11 protein-coding genes are annotated in these 17,134 nt (G+C 39.6%); 10 read left to right on the top strand and 1 reads right to left on the bottom strand.

The features are described from left to right. The first annotated feature begins 3 nt into the window (after positions 1–3). The 3 genes from LI126_RS11420 to LI126_RS11410 all read left to right on the top strand — a co-directional run bounded on the left by LI126_RS11420 (position 4) and on the right by LI126_RS11410 (position 8,086). Positions 4–5,421: a non-ribosomal peptide synthetase gene (locus LI126_RS11420; RefSeq protein WP_227165417.1), complete on the top strand. Its 5,418-nt coding sequence runs from the start codon at positions 4–6 to the stop codon at positions 5,419–5,421. A 103-nt stretch (positions 5,422–5,524) separates the two neighbouring features. Beyond that, on the top strand, positions 5,525–6,583 hold the full coding sequence (locus LI126_RS11415; protein WP_024720768.1) for a Gfo/Idh/MocA family oxidoreductase: 1,059 nt from the start codon (positions 5,525–5,527) through the stop codon (positions 6,581–6,583). Positions 6,584–6,643: 60 nt separating this feature from the next. Then, a complete protein-coding gene (locus LI126_RS11410; RefSeq protein ID WP_024720767.1) occupies positions 6,644–8,086 on the top strand; it encodes a thioester reductase domain-containing protein in 1,443 nt (480 codons plus the stop codon). A 136-nt stretch (positions 8,087–8,222) separates the two neighbouring features. On the opposite strand, the gene LI126_RS11405 is transcribed toward LI126_RS11410, so the two are convergent. Then, positions 8,223–9,224, bottom strand: coding sequence for a helix-turn-helix domain-containing protein (locus LI126_RS11405; RefSeq protein ID WP_117576638.1), 1,002 nt, complete (start codon positions 9,222–9,224; stop codon positions 8,223–8,225). 210 nt (positions 9,225–9,434) lie between these two features. Between LI126_RS11405 and LI126_RS11400 the strand changes: the two genes are divergently transcribed. The 7 genes from LI126_RS11400 to LI126_RS11370 all read left to right on the top strand — a co-directional run bounded on the left by LI126_RS11400 (position 9,435) and on the right by LI126_RS11370 (position 17,126). Continuing rightward, on the top strand, positions 9,435–10,019 hold the full coding sequence (locus LI126_RS11400; protein ID WP_024720765.1) for an MptD family putative ECF transporter S component: 585 nt from the start codon (positions 9,435–9,437) through the stop codon (positions 10,017–10,019). Further along, a complete protein-coding gene (locus LI126_RS11395) occupies positions 10,019–10,759 on the top strand; it encodes an energy-coupling factor transporter transmembrane component T (protein ID WP_117576637.1) in 741 nt (246 codons plus the stop codon). Before LI126_RS11400 ends, LI126_RS11395 begins: the two co-directional genes overlap by 1 nt. 12 nt (positions 10,760–10,771) lie before the next feature. Beyond that, positions 10,772–12,244, top strand: coding sequence for an ABC transporter ATP-binding protein (locus LI126_RS11390; RefSeq protein ID WP_024720763.1), 1,473 nt, complete (start codon positions 10,772–10,774; stop codon positions 12,242–12,244). Further along, positions 12,241–13,986, top strand: coding sequence for an ABC transporter ATP-binding protein (locus LI126_RS11385; RefSeq protein ID WP_024720762.1), 1,746 nt, complete (start codon positions 12,241–12,243; stop codon positions 13,984–13,986). The genes LI126_RS11390 and LI126_RS11385 overlap by 4 nt, the downstream gene beginning before the upstream one ends. A gap of 14 nt (positions 13,987–14,000) precedes the next feature. After that, positions 14,001–15,737 carry an ABC transporter ATP-binding protein gene (locus LI126_RS11380; RefSeq protein ID WP_024720761.1) on the top strand — a complete coding sequence of 579 codons (1,737 nt, stop codon included), beginning with the start codon at positions 14,001–14,003 and terminating at the stop codon, positions 15,735–15,737. Between the two features lie 11 nt (positions 15,738–15,748). Continuing rightward, entirely contained in the window at positions 15,749–16,129 is a 381-nt protein-coding gene (locus LI126_RS11375; RefSeq protein WP_024720760.1) for a metal-dependent transcriptional regulator, read from the top strand. Between the two features lie 697 nt (positions 16,130–16,826). Beyond that, positions 16,827–17,126 (top strand): hypothetical protein, encoded by a 300-nt coding sequence (locus tag LI126_RS11370; RefSeq protein ID WP_227165416.1) that lies wholly within the window; start codon positions 16,827–16,829, stop codon positions 17,124–17,126. Positions 17,127–17,134 lie beyond the last annotated feature (8 nt).

Here is a 17,134-nt window from a genome sequence, read left to right as displayed (position 1 = left end):
AAGATGGAACTAAAAAGTATTATTGAAGAATGCGCTAAAAGAAAAATACAATTATGGATTGAAAATGGGAAATTGCATTTTAGAAGTCCAGTCGGCGTTTTCGATGAAAAACTAAAACAAAATATAAAAGTAAATAAAGACGCAATTATAGAATACTTAAACAGAAAAGAGAGAAAAAAAATTCAATCTAGCGAAGATCAAAAATACAAGCCATTTCCGCTTACAGATATTCAGACAGCATATCTGCTTGGAAGAAATCAGGGGTATCTTTATGGTGGAATAGGTTGTAAAGTTTATGCTGAGTTTTTAACTGAATTTACAGATGAGATTATTTTTCGAGATGCTGTAAAAAAACTTATTGAAAGACATGAAATGCTAAGAGTTCAATTTTCGAAAGAAGGCGAGCAAAGATTTTTACCATACATATTTAATGCACCTGTCCAAATTTACGATATAAGAGGCTGGGAGAAAGAAAAAATAAAACATAAAATACTTGCCAAGAGGGAAGAAATGCAATTTAAACAATATGATCCAGAGAAGGATATTTTGTTTGATTTATGTCTGTTCATCCATGACAATGCGAGCATTTTATGCTTGTCATTGGATATGTTAATTGGAGATTTTGTTAGTATAGATTTGATTATTAGTGATTTGGAGAAATTGTACAATAATCAAAAAATGGAAAAGCTAACACTGAATTTCAGAGATTATATAATATATAATCAGAATCAGAAAGAGGATATAAATTTTTTAATCAAATATTATGAGGATGAAAAATATTGGCTGAATAAGGTTGATGTTTTTCCTGGAAAACCGGAGCTGTATACAAGAGAGGAACCGGAGATTATAAGGAAAGGAACTTTCATATGTAAAGAATATACAGTTGATCCTAAAAAGTGGCAATATTTGGTGAGTAAATGTGAGAAATTAAATTTTACTCCGACAGCATTGCTTTTGTATTTGTATTGTGCAACATTAAACAATTGGTCAAGAAATAGTCAATTTACAGTTAATATTACAACCCTACAACGACCAAGTATTCATGAGGATATTCAGAGAATAGTAGGGGATTTTACAACAACATCGTTATTTGAATTCGATGGAACGTTTGAGGGAAAAGTAAACGCACAAGTAGAGAAGGTACAAAGCAATTTATTTGAAAATTTAGCACATGATAGCTTTACTGGAATAGCAGTTTTGCGGGAACTAAAAAGAAAAGGAAAAGAAAATCTTTTCCCGTATGTTTTTACAAGTACAATAGGGGGCGAAAGTGAAGACAGCACATTAAGTAAGAGACAATTATTATATAAAATAAGTGAAACGCCTCAGGTTATTATAGATTGCCAAATCAGTAAACAAATAAATGGAATATTGATTAATTGGGATATAAGAGATGGGGTATTTCCAAAAGGATTAATTGATGAAATGTTTGCATCATTCATCCAGCTAATTAATAAAAGCATAAGCGACGAGGATTTTTTTGAAAAAATTTTAGAAGTAGGGATAAGCGATAGAACAAAAGAAATACGGGCAAGAGTTAATGATACCAATACCCCTTTTGATGAGAAATCTTTAGTTGATGGTTTTTTTACGAGATGTAGGAATACACCTTATAATACTGCGCTTATTTATCAGAAAGAGAAATATTCATATAGCGATCTTCTAAAATATGTAAGTGCAATTCAACAGCGATTAATAGAAAAAAATGTAGAGGAAGAGGATAAAATAGGCATTTTGCTTGAAAAAGGTGTATGGCAAGTTGCGTCAGTGGTTGCGGTAATGTCAGTTGGAGCAGTATATGTGCCAATTGATATTACGCAACCAGCTGAACGGATACAACAAATAATGATTCAAGCTAATATAAAATTGAATATATGTGATGAACAAACATGCTGGAAAGATGAAAAAAGTATATTGCTAAATGCGGAAATGCTTAACAACGTATGGGATATAAAATATAAGTATATTGATCCACAGTCAACGGCATACTGTATTTTTACATCTGGAAGTACAGGAATTCCAAAAGGAGTAGAGATGAGTCATGCCGCAGCGATGAATACAATTATGGATATGTGCAAGAAATTTAATATTTCAGAGAAAGATAGAATATTCGGAATTTCAAATTTATACTTTGATTTATCTGTATTTGATATTTTTGCGACATTTTTTGTTGGGGCAACATTGATTTTACCATCAGAAACAGAAAAGGAAAAAGTTTCCTTTTGGTTTAAACTATGTCAGGAACATGGTGTAACAGTGCTTAATTTGGTTCCGGCGCAAATGGAAATGTATATGGCTTATTTACAGACTACCGAGTACAAGCTGGATACATTGCGCTTAATTTTGCTATCAGGGGATTGGATTCCAGTTAAATTAGTTGAAAAAATTCATCAAAAAATGCCAAATGTTCAATGTATTAGTTTGGGCGGAGCTACGGAAGGGGGCATTTGGTCCATATATTATCCAACGGATAGAGTAAAAAGTACGGATAAAAATATACCTTATGGAATTCCTTTATCTAATCAAAGATTTTATATTTTGAATGAAAAGAATTTGCCTTGCCTTGATTATGTTATAGGAGAGATTTGTATAGCTGGAAAGAGTCTTGCGAAAGGATATATGAATGATGTAACTCTCTCAGATCAAAAATTTCAATTTATTACTGAAATTGAGGAAAGAGTATATAAAACGGGTGATTTGGGTTTATATAGGGAAGATGGGGTAATTGAATTTGTAGGAAGAAAAGATACACAAGTAAAAATTAATGGATACAGAGTGGAGTTAGGCGAAATAGAAAATGCATTAAAGAGATACCCGGGAATAGAAAATGCAGTAGTTGTAAAAAGTAATGAGGGTAGTTTAACTGCTTACATTCTAGGAAATAAAGGCAAGCAAGAAAAAAAGGTAATAGAGAAAAAAATAATTGATGAGGAGAAAGAATTTAAATTTCAATTTACAAGAAAGGAATTTCAAGAATGGATTGAAAAAGCAGATAAAACAGCCTTGATGTATATCTTACGCTTTTTGGTAAATGAAAAAGTATTTGAGGATGTTGAAAAGCGATACTCCTTCGAACAAATTAAAGGTATTTTAAATGTAATACCGAAATATGAGCAGCTACTTATGCGATGGTTGATGGCTTTAAAAGAAAACAAATATCTTCATTTGGATAAAGAAGGATTTTATATTGAAGAGATATATAGTACTAATATTGCAGAAAAAGCAGAGGAAGAGTGGAAATTAGTAGATAAGAAGATTCAATATAGTGACGTATTGATGGAGTATATACATGAGTCCTCCATGCATCTCAAAGAGTTAATTACAGGAGTAATGCATCCGAATGAGTTGTTGTTCCCTCAAGGAAATTTTGATATAGCATATGCTGCATATAAAGATAATATTGTTAATAGATCTATTAACAGAATACTTCACAACGAAGTATTAGAGATTATAAAACAGCAAAAGAAAAAGAAAATAAGAATTTTGGAGGTTGGAGCTGGAGTTGGAGGTAGTAGCATAGAATTATTAAGTAAAATACAGTCATGTAATGTAGAATATTATTTTACAGATATATCTAATTTCTTTTTCAATAAGGCAAAAGTGATTTTTTCACAATATAATGATTGGATTCGATACAAAATATATGATATTAATAAATCGAATTGGGAACAAGGATTTGAAAATGAGAAATTTGATATTATATTATGTGGAAATGTTTTGCATAATGCTGTTGATATTAAAAAAAGTCTCAATAATCTAAAAGAAATGCTTCATAATGAAGGTAGTTTATTTATTATAGAAGAAGTAAGAAAAAGATATGCACTGATGACATCTGTGGAGTTTGAGTTCGCAGAAGCGGCTGTTAAATATGAGGATGGGCGTAAAATAAGTGAAAGTATATTTATAAATTTTGATGAGTGGCAACGCATTATCAAAACTATGGAGGGTAATATTTTTATGTCATATCCTGAAAAAAACGACATTTTATATCCTGCTGGACAAGTATTGATGGGAATTCAATTTTCGTCGGAAAGTGAATTAAATATAAGAGAAATAAAAGAATATTTAAAAGGGAAAATTCCTACATATATGATTCCGAATAGAATAGTTCAGTTAAGAGAGTTGCCAATGACTAATAATGGCAAAATTGATAGGAAAAAATTGTATTTACAAAAAAACAATTCTAATCAAACAGAGAAAAAAGAAGAATGCATTGATGACTTGGAAAAGCGAATTGAGAGAATATGGTGTGAAGTTATCGGTTGTCAGAACATAGGACGAAATGATGATTTCTATTCGATAGGTGGTGATTCATTACTCATTGCACAAGCGATTAGTAAAATGATTCAAAACTTACCGGAAGCAAAAAACTGGAAATGGGATGCTTTAATGATGGAGATGATGAAAAATGCAACTATAAGAGGAATTGCCGAAAAATTACAAAATAATTTTGTGACAAAAAGTGAAAAAAAGGAGAATGTCCCAGAAATTTCTCCATTTATTACGTTCAAAGATGCGGAGGGAGATTGTAAAAAGGCAAGAGTACTTTTTCATGCTGGAACAGGAACATTAAGTTCCTATAAAGAACTTCTTCCATATTTAGCAAATATCAGTGCTCCTTGTGATCTGCTATGTGGCTTCAATTTTGGGAGTTTTGATAAATATTTGGAGAGAGATACGGATAGTTTGATCATCGAAACTGCGAAAGTATATGCAGACATTTTAGAAGAGCATCCAGCAGAAGAGTATATTTTAATTGGTTATTGTGTTGGCGGATGGTTGGCTTTGGAAACGGCAAGAATTCTGGTTGAGAAAGGGAAAAATGTAAGCAGAGTAATTACAATCAGCTCAAGTCTGTGCGGTCATAATTATGATAATGAACTGCTTCTTGAAAGGGCATTTGGACTGTCTATAGGAGCGGATATAGAAAAAGCCGGATATTTGGGGAGTAATGATTTGCTACAAAAAGCACTAGAGACATACAAAGAGGAAAATGGGGATAAAGGTATATCGATAGGAGATCTATGTGCATTACATGGAGAATATGAAATTTTGGGCATGAGTTTTAGAAAATTAAATAAATTATCACAAGAAGAAAGGCTAAAAAAAATATATGAGAATGTTTCTGGTGATGAGAAAATTGATGCGGATAATGTAAGTATGTTTAAAATGTTGTTTCTTCTGTTTCGACACAGTTTCAAAGGAATCATGCACTATGAACCTTCGGTATATGTAGGAGATGTACAAGCAATGTTTGTGGAAGATGATACGAAGCATTTTTTCCCTGTTAGAAATATTACCAATAAAAGTTTGTGGGAAAACATTGTGTTAGGACAATTAACTGTAGATTATATTCCAGGGGAACATATTAGCTGTCTTAAAGAACCATATGTGCGTGAAGTGGCCAAGTTAATAAAATAAACAAAAAAGAGAATAAAGTAAATACAACTATAGATGTTTACTTTATTCTCTTTGATTAAGATTATGAATTATATTAAACAAAGTAGATAGGATGAAATTAAATATGGAAAATAAATTTTATCGGGTTATAGTTTGTGGGACAAACTTTGGAAGAATATATATAGAAGGTATCACAAGAAAAACTACAAAATGTAAGTTGGTTGGGATATTATCAAAAGGGAGTCAACAATCTAGAAAGTGTGCAGAAAGTAATGGCGTTCCATTATATACAAATGTTTCACAAATAAGTAGCAGTGAAGTAGATATTGTATGTGTGGCTGTAAAATCATCTATTACTGGTGGAAAAGGAACGGAAATTGCTAAAGAGTGTTTAAAAAAAGGAATAAACGTGATTCAAGAGCAACCAGTTCATTTTACAGATGCGAAGGAATTGTATGCAATAGCAATAGCGAATAAATGCCATTATTATATTAATAATTTTTATTCAAAGCTACCGTCTGGTATGGCAGCTATTAGATATGCAAATAAAATTCTTCATTTGGCGGATCCGATTTTAGTAGAAGCAGAATGTAGTATACAAGTATTGTATCCTCTTTTGGACATTATAGGGAAAATGTTGGGAGGGATTACACCATGTAAAGTATATAAGACAGGAGAAAAAAATGGAATATTAACAATACTGGAAGGGAGCATAAACGAAATTCCGTTGATATTGAAAGTTGAAAATAGAATGGTTTCGCAAGACTCAGACAATTATGCATTATTATTTCATAGAATCGTAGTTTTTACAAAAAGCGGTCAATTAGTTATGGATAATTCCATAGGAGCTGTACTGTGGGAACCGCGATATTTTATCCCTAAGAAAGATAATATACTAGAGCTGTTTGGAGACAATGAGTATTCAAAACAAAAAGTAAGTGAAGTGTTAAACGAAGAATGCCTTCAATACACATATCAAGACATATATGAGAATATATGGCCGGAGGGAATAGCCAATGCCTTTGATGAATTTATTACTATAATTAAAGAAAAATGTGATCGACAGTTTATACAATACCAATTGAATTTATGTAAGTTATGGAATGATATTGGCACATGTATAGGACCTACACATGATATTTATCCCGATAAATTTCCGCCAATTTGTATTAAGGGGCTTTAAATTAAGGATTATTTATGTAGAACATATAATGATAATAGTAGGAGAAACAATAAAAGCCATATGAGAAAAAACAAGTATACTGTATATGAATTACAAGATGAAATAAAAAAAATATGGAGCGAAGAACTGGGAAAGGATTTGAAAATAAATGAAAATTATTTTCTGATAGGAGGAAATAGTTTAAATGCAATTCGGATAGTTGGGGAAATAAAAAAATTATTTGATAATTCCATAGATATACCATTTTCATATATTTTTTCTTATCCTACAGTAGAAAAACTAAGTAATGCCATATATGAAATTTTAAATGGTTGCTTAAAAGCAGGGTTGACATCAAAAGAATTAGAGATGGAAGTAAAATTGGATATAGATTTAAAAGGAAAGAGTGTGCCAATAAAAAAAGAAGTATGTCTATTGACGGGAGCAACAGGAAATTTAGGAAACTATCTGTTGAAAGAAATATTAAGGCAAACTAATATGGAAATATATTGCTTGATAAGGGCGAAATCAATGGAAGCTGCACAGGACAGATTAGAAGGAGTATTAAATAAAATTAATATGTCACTTTATGAAGAAGCAAGAGTTCATATCGTTTTAGGCGATTTGGGAGAACCTAATCTGGGAATGGACATGGATGTTTATGAGAAATTAGCTGAAAAAGTTGATTGTATTTATCATAATGGAGCAAAGGTACATTTTTTGAGCGATTACTATGAATTAAAGAATATAAATGTAAATGGAACAAAAGAAATAATACGGTTTGCAGGATATAAGAAAATAAAAGCAATATTTTATATTTCCACAATATCAATTTTTTCAAAATTTAGAACAAACGATAATATAATTATGGAAAATGATGATATTTCTGATCCGGGTATTTTACCTATTGGTTATACACAAAGTAAATGGGTTGCAGAGGGACTGATATGGAAAGCAAAAGAATGTGGAATCCCTGTAATGGTTTACAGATTGGGGCATGTTGTTGGGGATTCGGAAACAGGAGTATGTAATGATGGAGACTTTATTTTTAGAATAATAAAAAGTTGTTTAATTCTAGGAGTATATCCTGATATTAAAGGAAGCATAGCGCCGATTGCGATAGATGATGTCGCGAAAATTGTGGTAGGAATATCCCAAATAGAAGATCAATATGGCAAGACATATCATGTTATAAATACGAAAGAGATTAGCTTTCAAGATGCTGTAGATATTGTAGATAGGATAGGGATTTGCTTGCAACCTTTAGAAAAAAACGAATGGATAGAAATTGCGAATAATAGAGATGATTTGCCTATAACGTTATTTCTTGATTTTTTTGATGATAAATATTGGAAACAAGAAAGACAGATAGAATTTTCAACAGAAAACTTACGCTCTGAATTAAAAAAAATGAATCTAGAAATTAAACCCATGACATATGAACTTATATATAAATATTATGCGTATATTAAGAATAAAGAGCAATGGAAAGAAGAAACTATTGAAGAAGGAATAATTGATTAAAGCTTATGCAAAATTTATAGGTACTTTTATAAATTATAATAATCAGAGTCACTTCCTATAATATAAGAAATGACTCTGACTTCATTTGTCATGAGTTTCTAATAAAAATATTTATTGTGAAAAATGTTAGAACCCGTCAGTTGGAAGTATTTCTCTCTAAATTTTTGCGGCGCTTAAATTCTAATGGCGAAGCGTTGAACTGCTTCTTAAATGCCGAAGAAAACTTGCTTTGATTCAAATAACCAACTTGTTCTGCAATTTCCGATACAGATAAGTTTGTAGTAGTGAGTAATTCAGCAGCTCGTTGCATACGAATTTCACGTAAATAAATTGATATATTTTGACCATAAACTCCGCGAAAGTAGTTCTTCAGGCTGGTTTCACTGACGGAAAACTGTGCAGCCAGTTCCCACGCAGGATGGTGTTGGCGCAGATCAGAAGTGATGATTTTTTCCACACGTTTTGCAATGTCTACCTGTGTTTCTGTGAAGAATGTGCAGGATTGGGAAGGTGGTATTTCTTTCAGATTTTGAAGCAGTGAAAACAGGGCAAGGGTATAGATTTTCATTTGTGGGATTGCCAGCGGAACAGAAATATCCAGTAATGACCACAGCTTTTTTAAGACTTCTTCTATCTCAGTCGTAACCGACGCAATATAAGTACCCCCATCCGGGCAGTAAAGATCTCTGAGTCTGTGGAAATCAATATCAAATTCAGCCTCTACCCAGAAGCTTTGAGCATTTACGGTATCCATATCCACAAAAAACTCAATTCCTTCATAGATTCGGCGGGGATAAACGTATTGCTGTCTGGCGAATCGTTCGGTTAAGGATATCTCCCCATCTTTCACATACACAAAGTTCCCGTTATTCAGGATGAGTTCGCATCGCCCTGTTACACAGTAATTTAAGAGTAATGGTCCTGTTTCCATGGAGCCATTATCGTGAAAGTCTGGGGCTGTCCAGGCAGGAGAGTTCACAAAAATATAAGCCAATGTAACTCCTGGGAACAGAGGGAAAAAAGTCATGGAACCTTTCCCGTCTCTCTCCTTTAGAATGAGTTCTGCGCTAAATTCGCCTCGTTTTATAGATATACCTGGAATTTCAATGCTTTTCTTGATAATTTCATCTATCTTCATTTTCTAACTCCTGTCATTTGGTCTGTTAACCGCTCTGTTTGAGCCTTGCACTTCTATTATAAGATCACAGTCAAAGTCAGTCAACAGAAAAACTCGGTGCTGTTTGGAGCTAAAAAGATGATTGGTTGTAGAGAATCAGTCGGTACTATGCTATTCTATAAAAAAAGGTTAGAAGATGCTAACTGTAAAATGAATGTGGAGGTATTCATCATGAATAACAAGTTACAAGCAAAAGACCTCATTAACCTTGGTCTGTTCACGGTTCTTTACTTTGTCATTGGCTGCTGTGTCGCCATTCCGATTGGGTTTGTCCCGATCTTTCTTCCTGTTCTCGGAAGCCTGTGGTCGCTGATTACCGGTATCCCTTTCATGCTGTTCCTCACAAGGGTTAAGAAATTTGGCATGGTTACAATCATGGGTGTTTTGAGCGGTCTGCTGATGGGACTTACCGGCATGGGGTTTTGGGGTGTTCCTATGGGACTGATTTTCGGCCTGCTTGGGGATCTCATTTTGAAATCCGGCGACTATAAAAGCGCAAAGAAAAGCATCCTTGGTTATGCTGTATTTAGCCTGTGGATGGTAGGTACATATATTCCGATGTATTTTATGGTCGAGGACTCCTGGGCAAGCTTTGCCGCCAGCTTCGGGGAAAAATATGCCGATCGGGTAATGGCGGTTATGCCGATGTGGAGCATTATCCTTGTGGTTGCCGGGATTTTTGTCTTTGCCATTTTGGGCGGACTGCTTGGAAAAACGCTTCTGAAAAAACATTTTGCGAAAGCGGGCATCGCATAATGGAGGGGGTATCCTTTTCCACCACAACGGACAAAAGGAAAGGAATCCGGCTCGACCCGCGTACGAAGTTGATTTTGCTGTTGACGGTTACTACATTGATGTTCAGCACCAGCAACGAAGGGATTATGAATTTTGTAAAACCTGTGTTAAGCCTAATCCCCTTTGTGCTGATCCTGTCGGAACGCCGTTTCAAAACGGCAGGCAAGTACCTGCTTTTATATCTCGCCTGCTTTGCACTGGAACGCATAGCGCTGACGACATTAAGCGATCTGCTGTCCTTTGTGGTTTTGGCGATGACATCCATTATGACGCGGTTTGCCCCTGGTATTATGACGGGGGCCTGGCTGCTTTCCTCCACCTCAGTCAGTGAGTTTATCGGTTCGATGGAACGTATGCACCTGACAGAGAAAATCGTCATCCCTTTGTCTGTTATTTTTCGCTTTTTCCCTACGATCAGCGAAGAATACCAGGCAATCAGTGATGCAATGAAAATGAGGGGTATCCGGTTTGGAGGGAAAAATCCATTTTTGATGGTGGAATACCGTCTTGTACCGCTGATGGTGTCTGTTGTGAAAATTGGAGATGAACTTTCCGCCGCTGCACTGACGCGGGGGCTTGGCGCTCCGGTCAAACGGACTAACGTATGTCAGATTGGTTTTCATGTTCAGGACATGATTGCGATCCTGCTCTGTGCTATATGTTTCGCTCTGTTTTTGCTGGGACAGTATTTTTCTTTTTAAGGGGGTGAGCTTATGATAAAGATTGACCATATTTCATTTTCTTATGGAGAAGAGAATGAAAATACCGGCGGTGTTCGGGATATTGATCTAAATATAGAGGATGGTCAGTTTGTTGTCCTTTGCGGTGAAAGTGGGTGTGGAAAAACTACGGTCACCCGCCTGATTAATGGACTGATCCCACATTATTATGAGGGAAAGATGACGGGAGAAGTATGGGTAAATGGAGCCAAGGTTTCCGAACAGCCCCTTTACGATACAGCTGCAGTTGTGGGCAGCGTGTTTCAAAATCCCCGGTCCCAGTTTTTCAATGTGGATACCACCAGTGAAATTACATTTGGCTGCGAAAATCTTGGACAGCCAGAAAAAGACATCCGGGAACGGTTGGCAAAAACGGTTCGGGACTTCCGGCTGGAGAAGCTGATGGATCGTAATATCTTCCACTTATCTGGCGGGGAGAAACAAAAGATTGCCTGTGCCGGGGTATCCATTATGGAACCGGATGTTCTCGTTATGGACGAACCCTCATCTAACCTGGATGCGGCTTCCATCCTTGATTTGAGAAAGATTCTTGCGTTTTGGAAATCGCAGGGGAAAACAATCATTGTATCGGAACATCGACTTTATTATCTTCGCGGTCTAGCGGATCGGTTTATCTATCTGGCAGACGGGCAGGTGAGTCATGATTATTCTGCGGCAGAATTTGAGCAGCTCACGGAGCAGCAGCGTTCCGATATGGGACTGCGCACGTTTGCTTTGGAGCGTCTCCTGCCTCCGGTTTTACCGCAGCAGGAAAAGACCGCCCTTGCGCTTCGTAATTTCCACTTTGCCTATAAAAACGAACCGGAAACCTTACATATCATGGATTGTGAAATCCCTACGAACCGGATCGTTGGAATTATCGGGAATAACGGCGCCGGGAAATCCACTTTTTCACGCTGTTTCTGTGGCTTGGAGAAGCGCTGTGGGGAGATTGTCTGGAACGGAAAGAAATACCGTCCGAAAGACCGGCTGAATACCTGCTATATGGTCATGCAGGAGGTAAATCATCAGCTTTTCACCGAGTCGGTCCTTGATGAAGTGCTGATCAGTATGGAGGAAGCAAACCAGAAGCGGGCAGAAGAAATCCTAAGTCGGTTAGATTTACTGGATTTTAAGGACAGGCATCCCATGTCCCTGTCCGGTGGCCAGAAACAAAGGGTTGCGATTGCTTCGGTAATCGCTTCAAAACGCTCGATCCTGTTTTTTGATGAACCGACCAGCGGCCTTGATTACAGGCATATGAAAGAGGTTGCAAATGTATTACGGCAGGTCAGGGATGCCGGAATCACTGTGTATGTCATTACCCATGACCTGGAACTGATTTTAGATTGCTGTACGGACATCATTCATTTTGAGGATGGTTCGATTATTGACCAGTACGGAATGGATGAAGATGGCCTCAGAAAAATAAGAGAATACTTCATAAAGGGGGTATCTGAAAAATGAAGGAAGAAAAGAAAGCGTCGCCAATAAGTGTTTTATTGGGATGGGGCAAACCGTATCACGGAAAATTCATCGGCAGTGTCGTCCTTGCGGTTTTGGGTGTTGCTTGTCAGATGGTGCCTTATTTCTGTGTGGCGCATATCGTCACAATGATGTTGGACGGGGAGCAGGATTTTTCCCGTTATGTGACAGCTTGCATGGTCGCACTTTGCGGCTACCTGGGGAAAGTGCTGTTTTCCAGTCTGTCAACGACTATTTCCCATACAGCGGCCTATTACACGCTGCGGGATATCCGGGAGAGGCTGACAGGGAAACTGGCCCGCGTTCCGATGGGAACGATCCTGGATACTCCGTCCGGTCAGTATAAAACAACGATTGTTGACCGGGTAGAAGGGATGGAATCCACGTTTGCACATCTCATCCCGGAGATGACCGCAAACATCCTGGTTCCGGTGGTAATTGTCGTGTATCTTTTCATTATGGACTGGCGCATGGCGCTGTTGTCCCTTGTTACGCTGGTAGTCGGTCTTGCCGTAATGTCTGTCGGTATGATGAGTTACCCAAAGAAATGGGAGGGTGCGGTCAAAGCCGGAAAAGATATGGCGAATGCCATTGTGGAATATATCGGCGGGATTGAAGTCGTCAAGGCGTTCAGCCAGTCAGCCGGTTCCTACAAGAAATATTCGGACGCCGTGAATTACAATGCGAATTACTATGTGGAATGGATGCGGGAAAACCAGAAAACCATGAGTGCCTACAATGCGATCCTTCCCTCAGTGCTGATCTGTGTGCTGCCCTGTGGGTTTGCCTTCTGGCTGTCCGACAGCCTGGAATTATCTGCGTTCCTCTCCATTGTGATTTTCTCCCTGGGGCTTGTGGGACCGATCATGTCCGTCTTTACCTTTACGGATGACCTGGCTGTACTGGGAACCAATGTGGAGGAAATCAGCCAGCTATTGAACGCGGAAGAACTGAACCATAAAGATACGCCAGTAAATCTGGCAGATACCAGTATCGGACTCGACCATGTTTCCTTTTCCTATGATGGGGAAACTGAGGTGCTGCATGATGTGAGCCTTTCCATTCAGCCGGGAACCATGACCGCCCTTGTAGGACCGTCCGGTTCCGGAAAATCTACCGTGGCGAAGCTGATCGCTGGGTATTGGGATGTTACGTCCGGTAGTATTACCCTGGGCGGCCATGAACTGAAGGAGATACCGCTGTCTGAAATTGTCGCCCAGATTTCCTATGTATCGCAGGATAATTACCTGTTTAACCGCAGCATCCGGGAAAATATCCGCATGGGCAGGCCGGACGCCACAGATGCGGAGGTGGAGCAGGCAGCAAAACAAAGTGGCTGTAACACCTTTATCCGCAAGTTGGATCAAGGGTATGATACCGTTGTCGGCAGCGCCGGTTCCCATCTTTCCGGCGGTGAGCGACAGAGAATCGCCATTGCCCGCGCCATGCTGAAGGACGCCCCTGTGGTCATTTTGGACGAGGCGACAGCATATATCGATCCAGAGAATGAGGCAGTTGTGCAGAAAGCAATCTCTGCCCTGACAGTGGGTAAAACGCTGATCGTGATTGCCCATCGCCTGTCTACCATTATCGGTGCGGACAATATTGTGGTGGTCAAGGATGGAACTATCCATGCCCGGGGAACGCATGATAAGTTACTGGAAACCTGTCCCCTTTACCGGGATATGTGGCAGGCGCATATCGGCGCAAAGGATCATATGTAAGGGGGTGTTGTCAAATGTATGGAACATTGAAAAAAATTTTTGCGTTTGCTGGCAGCAAAGAGGGACTGCTGAAAAAATCCCTGCTGTTTGCGTTCCTCTCCGGCCTGTTTGCGGCTTTACAGTTTGCCGCCCTCTTTATCGTGGTGGAGGCGTTGGTATCCGATAACCGGGACAGCCGGTTTATCTGGATTTCTTTGGGCATCATGGCTGTTTCCCTGGTTGGAAGGATCATCACGACCTATTTCTCCACGATGGAGCAGACGGAAACCGGCTACTGTATGGTGGCGGAAAAGCGTATCCACATCGGAGACCGGCTGCGTTACATCCCGATGGGATATTTTAACAAGAACAGTATCGGGAACATTACCGCTATCGTTACCACCACGTTAGGGGATGTGGAAAATTCGGCGGCGCGTGTGCTGGTATCTGTGTTGGGCGGATTTTTCAATTCGGTGGCGCTTGTCATCGTTTTGGTGGTTTTTGACTGGCGGATCGGTCTGATTGCCGCAGTCGGCGTCCTGCTTTATCTTGCAGCGGCGGAACTGGCGCTCCGCAAATCTGAGCGCTTAAGCGGAGTGCGGCAGCATACACAGGAAAGCCTTGTGGAATCCGTCCTGGAGTATATCCAGGGGATGGGGATCGTGAAAGCCTTCGGTATGGAGAAGGACAGCACACAGTCCATTGACAGCGCAATCAAGGCAAGCTGCCGGGACAATTTGAAACTGACAAAAGCCAGTGTCCCCTATGATGCCCTGAAACAGGTTGTTGTCCGGGTGTTCAGTGTTTTGCTGCTCCTGGCCTCCATTTACTTCTGGCTGAACGGTTCCCTGTCATTGGCCTATGGCGTGATTTTGGTGATCGCTTCCTTTATGGTGTTCAATGATCTGGAAAACGCCGGAAACATGGCCTCCCTGCTGCAAATGCTGGCGGCTTCTATGGATACGGCAAACTCTATTGACGATACGCCGGTCATGGATGAAAAGGGCGCAGATGTGGTTCCGGCATCCTCGGAAATTATATTTGATAATGTGGACTTTTCCTATGCAGACCGAAAAATTCTGGATCATGTCAGCTTTACGATCCCTGCCGGAACGACCACTGCCATTGTCGGCCCGTCCGGTTCTGGCAAGACGACTATGTGCAACCTGATTGCCCGATTTTGGGATGTAGACGCCGGGAGAATTACGGTTGGCGGCAAAGATGTCCGGGATTTTAAACTGGACAGCCTGATGAAGAATATCGGCATGGTATTTCAGAACGTGTATCTGTTTGCCGATTCGATTGAGAACAACATCAAATTCGGCTGCCCGGATGCCACGCACGAACAGGTGGTAGAGGCGGCGAAAAAGGCTTGCTGCCATGAATTTATTTCCGCCCTGACCGACGGGTATGATACGGTGATCGGGGAAGGCGGAGGAACCCTGTCCGGTGGTGAGAAGCAGCGTATTTCCATTGCCCGCGCCATATTGAAAGACGCCCCGATTATCATTCTGGATGAAGCCACAAGCAGCGTTGACCCGGAAAATGAAGAAGAATTGCAGCGGGCGATTGCGGAATTGACGCACGACAAGACTATTATTATGATCGCCCACCGCCTGAAAACCGTCCGGGGTGCGGATCAGATATTGGTATTGGATGATTCCCATATCGTTCAGCGCGGCACTCATGCAGAACTGATCCAGCAGAAGGGTCTGTATGCGGACTTCGTATCCGAAAGGCAGGAAGCTATCGGCTGGAAACTGGCACAGTAAAGGAGGCGGCAATGAAGATTTATGCGTCGGGCGAGGATTATTTGGAAGCAGTCCTTGTATTGCAAAAGGAAAAAGGCATGGTTCGCTCCGTTGACCTTGCCCGACACATGGGATTCAGTAAACCGAGTATCAGCCATGCAGTAGGTGTGTTAAAGAATGGCGGTTTTCTGACCGTGGATGAAGATGGATATCTCCATCTGACCGAAGACGGGCGGGAGGTTGCTGAGAAAATTTATGAACGGCATCAGTTCTTTACGGAGCAGCTTGTAGCTGTCGGGGTTGATCGGGAAACCGCAGAAAGGGATGCCTGTCGGATAGAACATGCAATCAGCGAAGAGACTTTTCAGAAATTGAAAGCTTCGGTTGAAAAACAGAGCAATGATACAGCATAACTTGAATGAATTATTTAGCACAGAAATTTGCATCTAATCAACAGATATTATCTATATATTGTGATTGAAATGTTGACGCAAACAAAATACAGTGCTATGATAATTGCGTAAATAATTTTATTTGGGAAATATCCTGAATAAGAAATTTCATTCTGGAGAGGTCCGGGATTTGAAAGTAGATTGTGCGAAAAGTACAGGAGAAGTCTGTTCGGACTTCTGTAATATTGATTCGGGCATCAGCCTGAAAAGACAGAAAAGACATCAAAAAGCAAAGAATTGTTTTTTGGTGTCTTTTTTTATGTTCAGGCTGGCAAAAGGAGGGAAGACAAGAACAACCTTTGATCGAATATATTTATATAATGGATTGGAATGTGGAAAAGTGGAGAACCCAAATACCTTTTACCCGAATTGTATTGTACGGTAAGGAACCTGGAAGAGAGATTTTTCAAAGAAGCGGCCGAAAGAATTACAAGGGATTGTAGGAAATAAAAGATTGGAGGAAACAGAAACGTATGGCAAATACCAGATTATTTGACAGCTGGCAGATTGGGATGGATCTGCCGGCACCTTTTGACAGGGCGATAGATGGAGGCGTGCGGTATTCAACGAAGGAAGAGGACTGTTCCTGCTACAACAAGGCGATAAGGGGGAAAAAGCAACACTCTTTCCCGTCGTGCTCCGTGCGGTGCTGAACCTGATGCGGGGAGGACTGGCCGATGGAAACATCGCTGCGGGAGCGCAGCTTGCCGCAGACCGGCAGGCTGCGTTCTACTGTATGGAGTACACGAAAGCATATCAGGGAAAAGCAGCTTTTGCGAAACAAAAGAAGCAGCAGAGGCGAGCAAGACAGAAAAAAGAAACAAGAGATAATCTGGCTAAAGAAGAAATCTTGCAAGATGACAGATTTTTCTTTATTGCCGGTTATACCTCCGGAGGTGCACCGTATGGTGTCACCTGGGAGGAAATGGGTCTGAAACCTTGGGAAGAAAATGAGTGAGTTGCAGT

This window comes from Mediterraneibacter sp. 210702-DFI.5.30 (assembly GCF_020560115.1).
Classification (GTDB): domain Bacteria; phylum Bacillota; class Clostridia; order Lachnospirales; family Lachnospiraceae; genus Mediterraneibacter; species Mediterraneibacter faecis.
The sequence above is the reverse complement of the archived record's forward strand: the minus strand, read 5'-3'. Positions and strand labels throughout refer to the sequence as shown.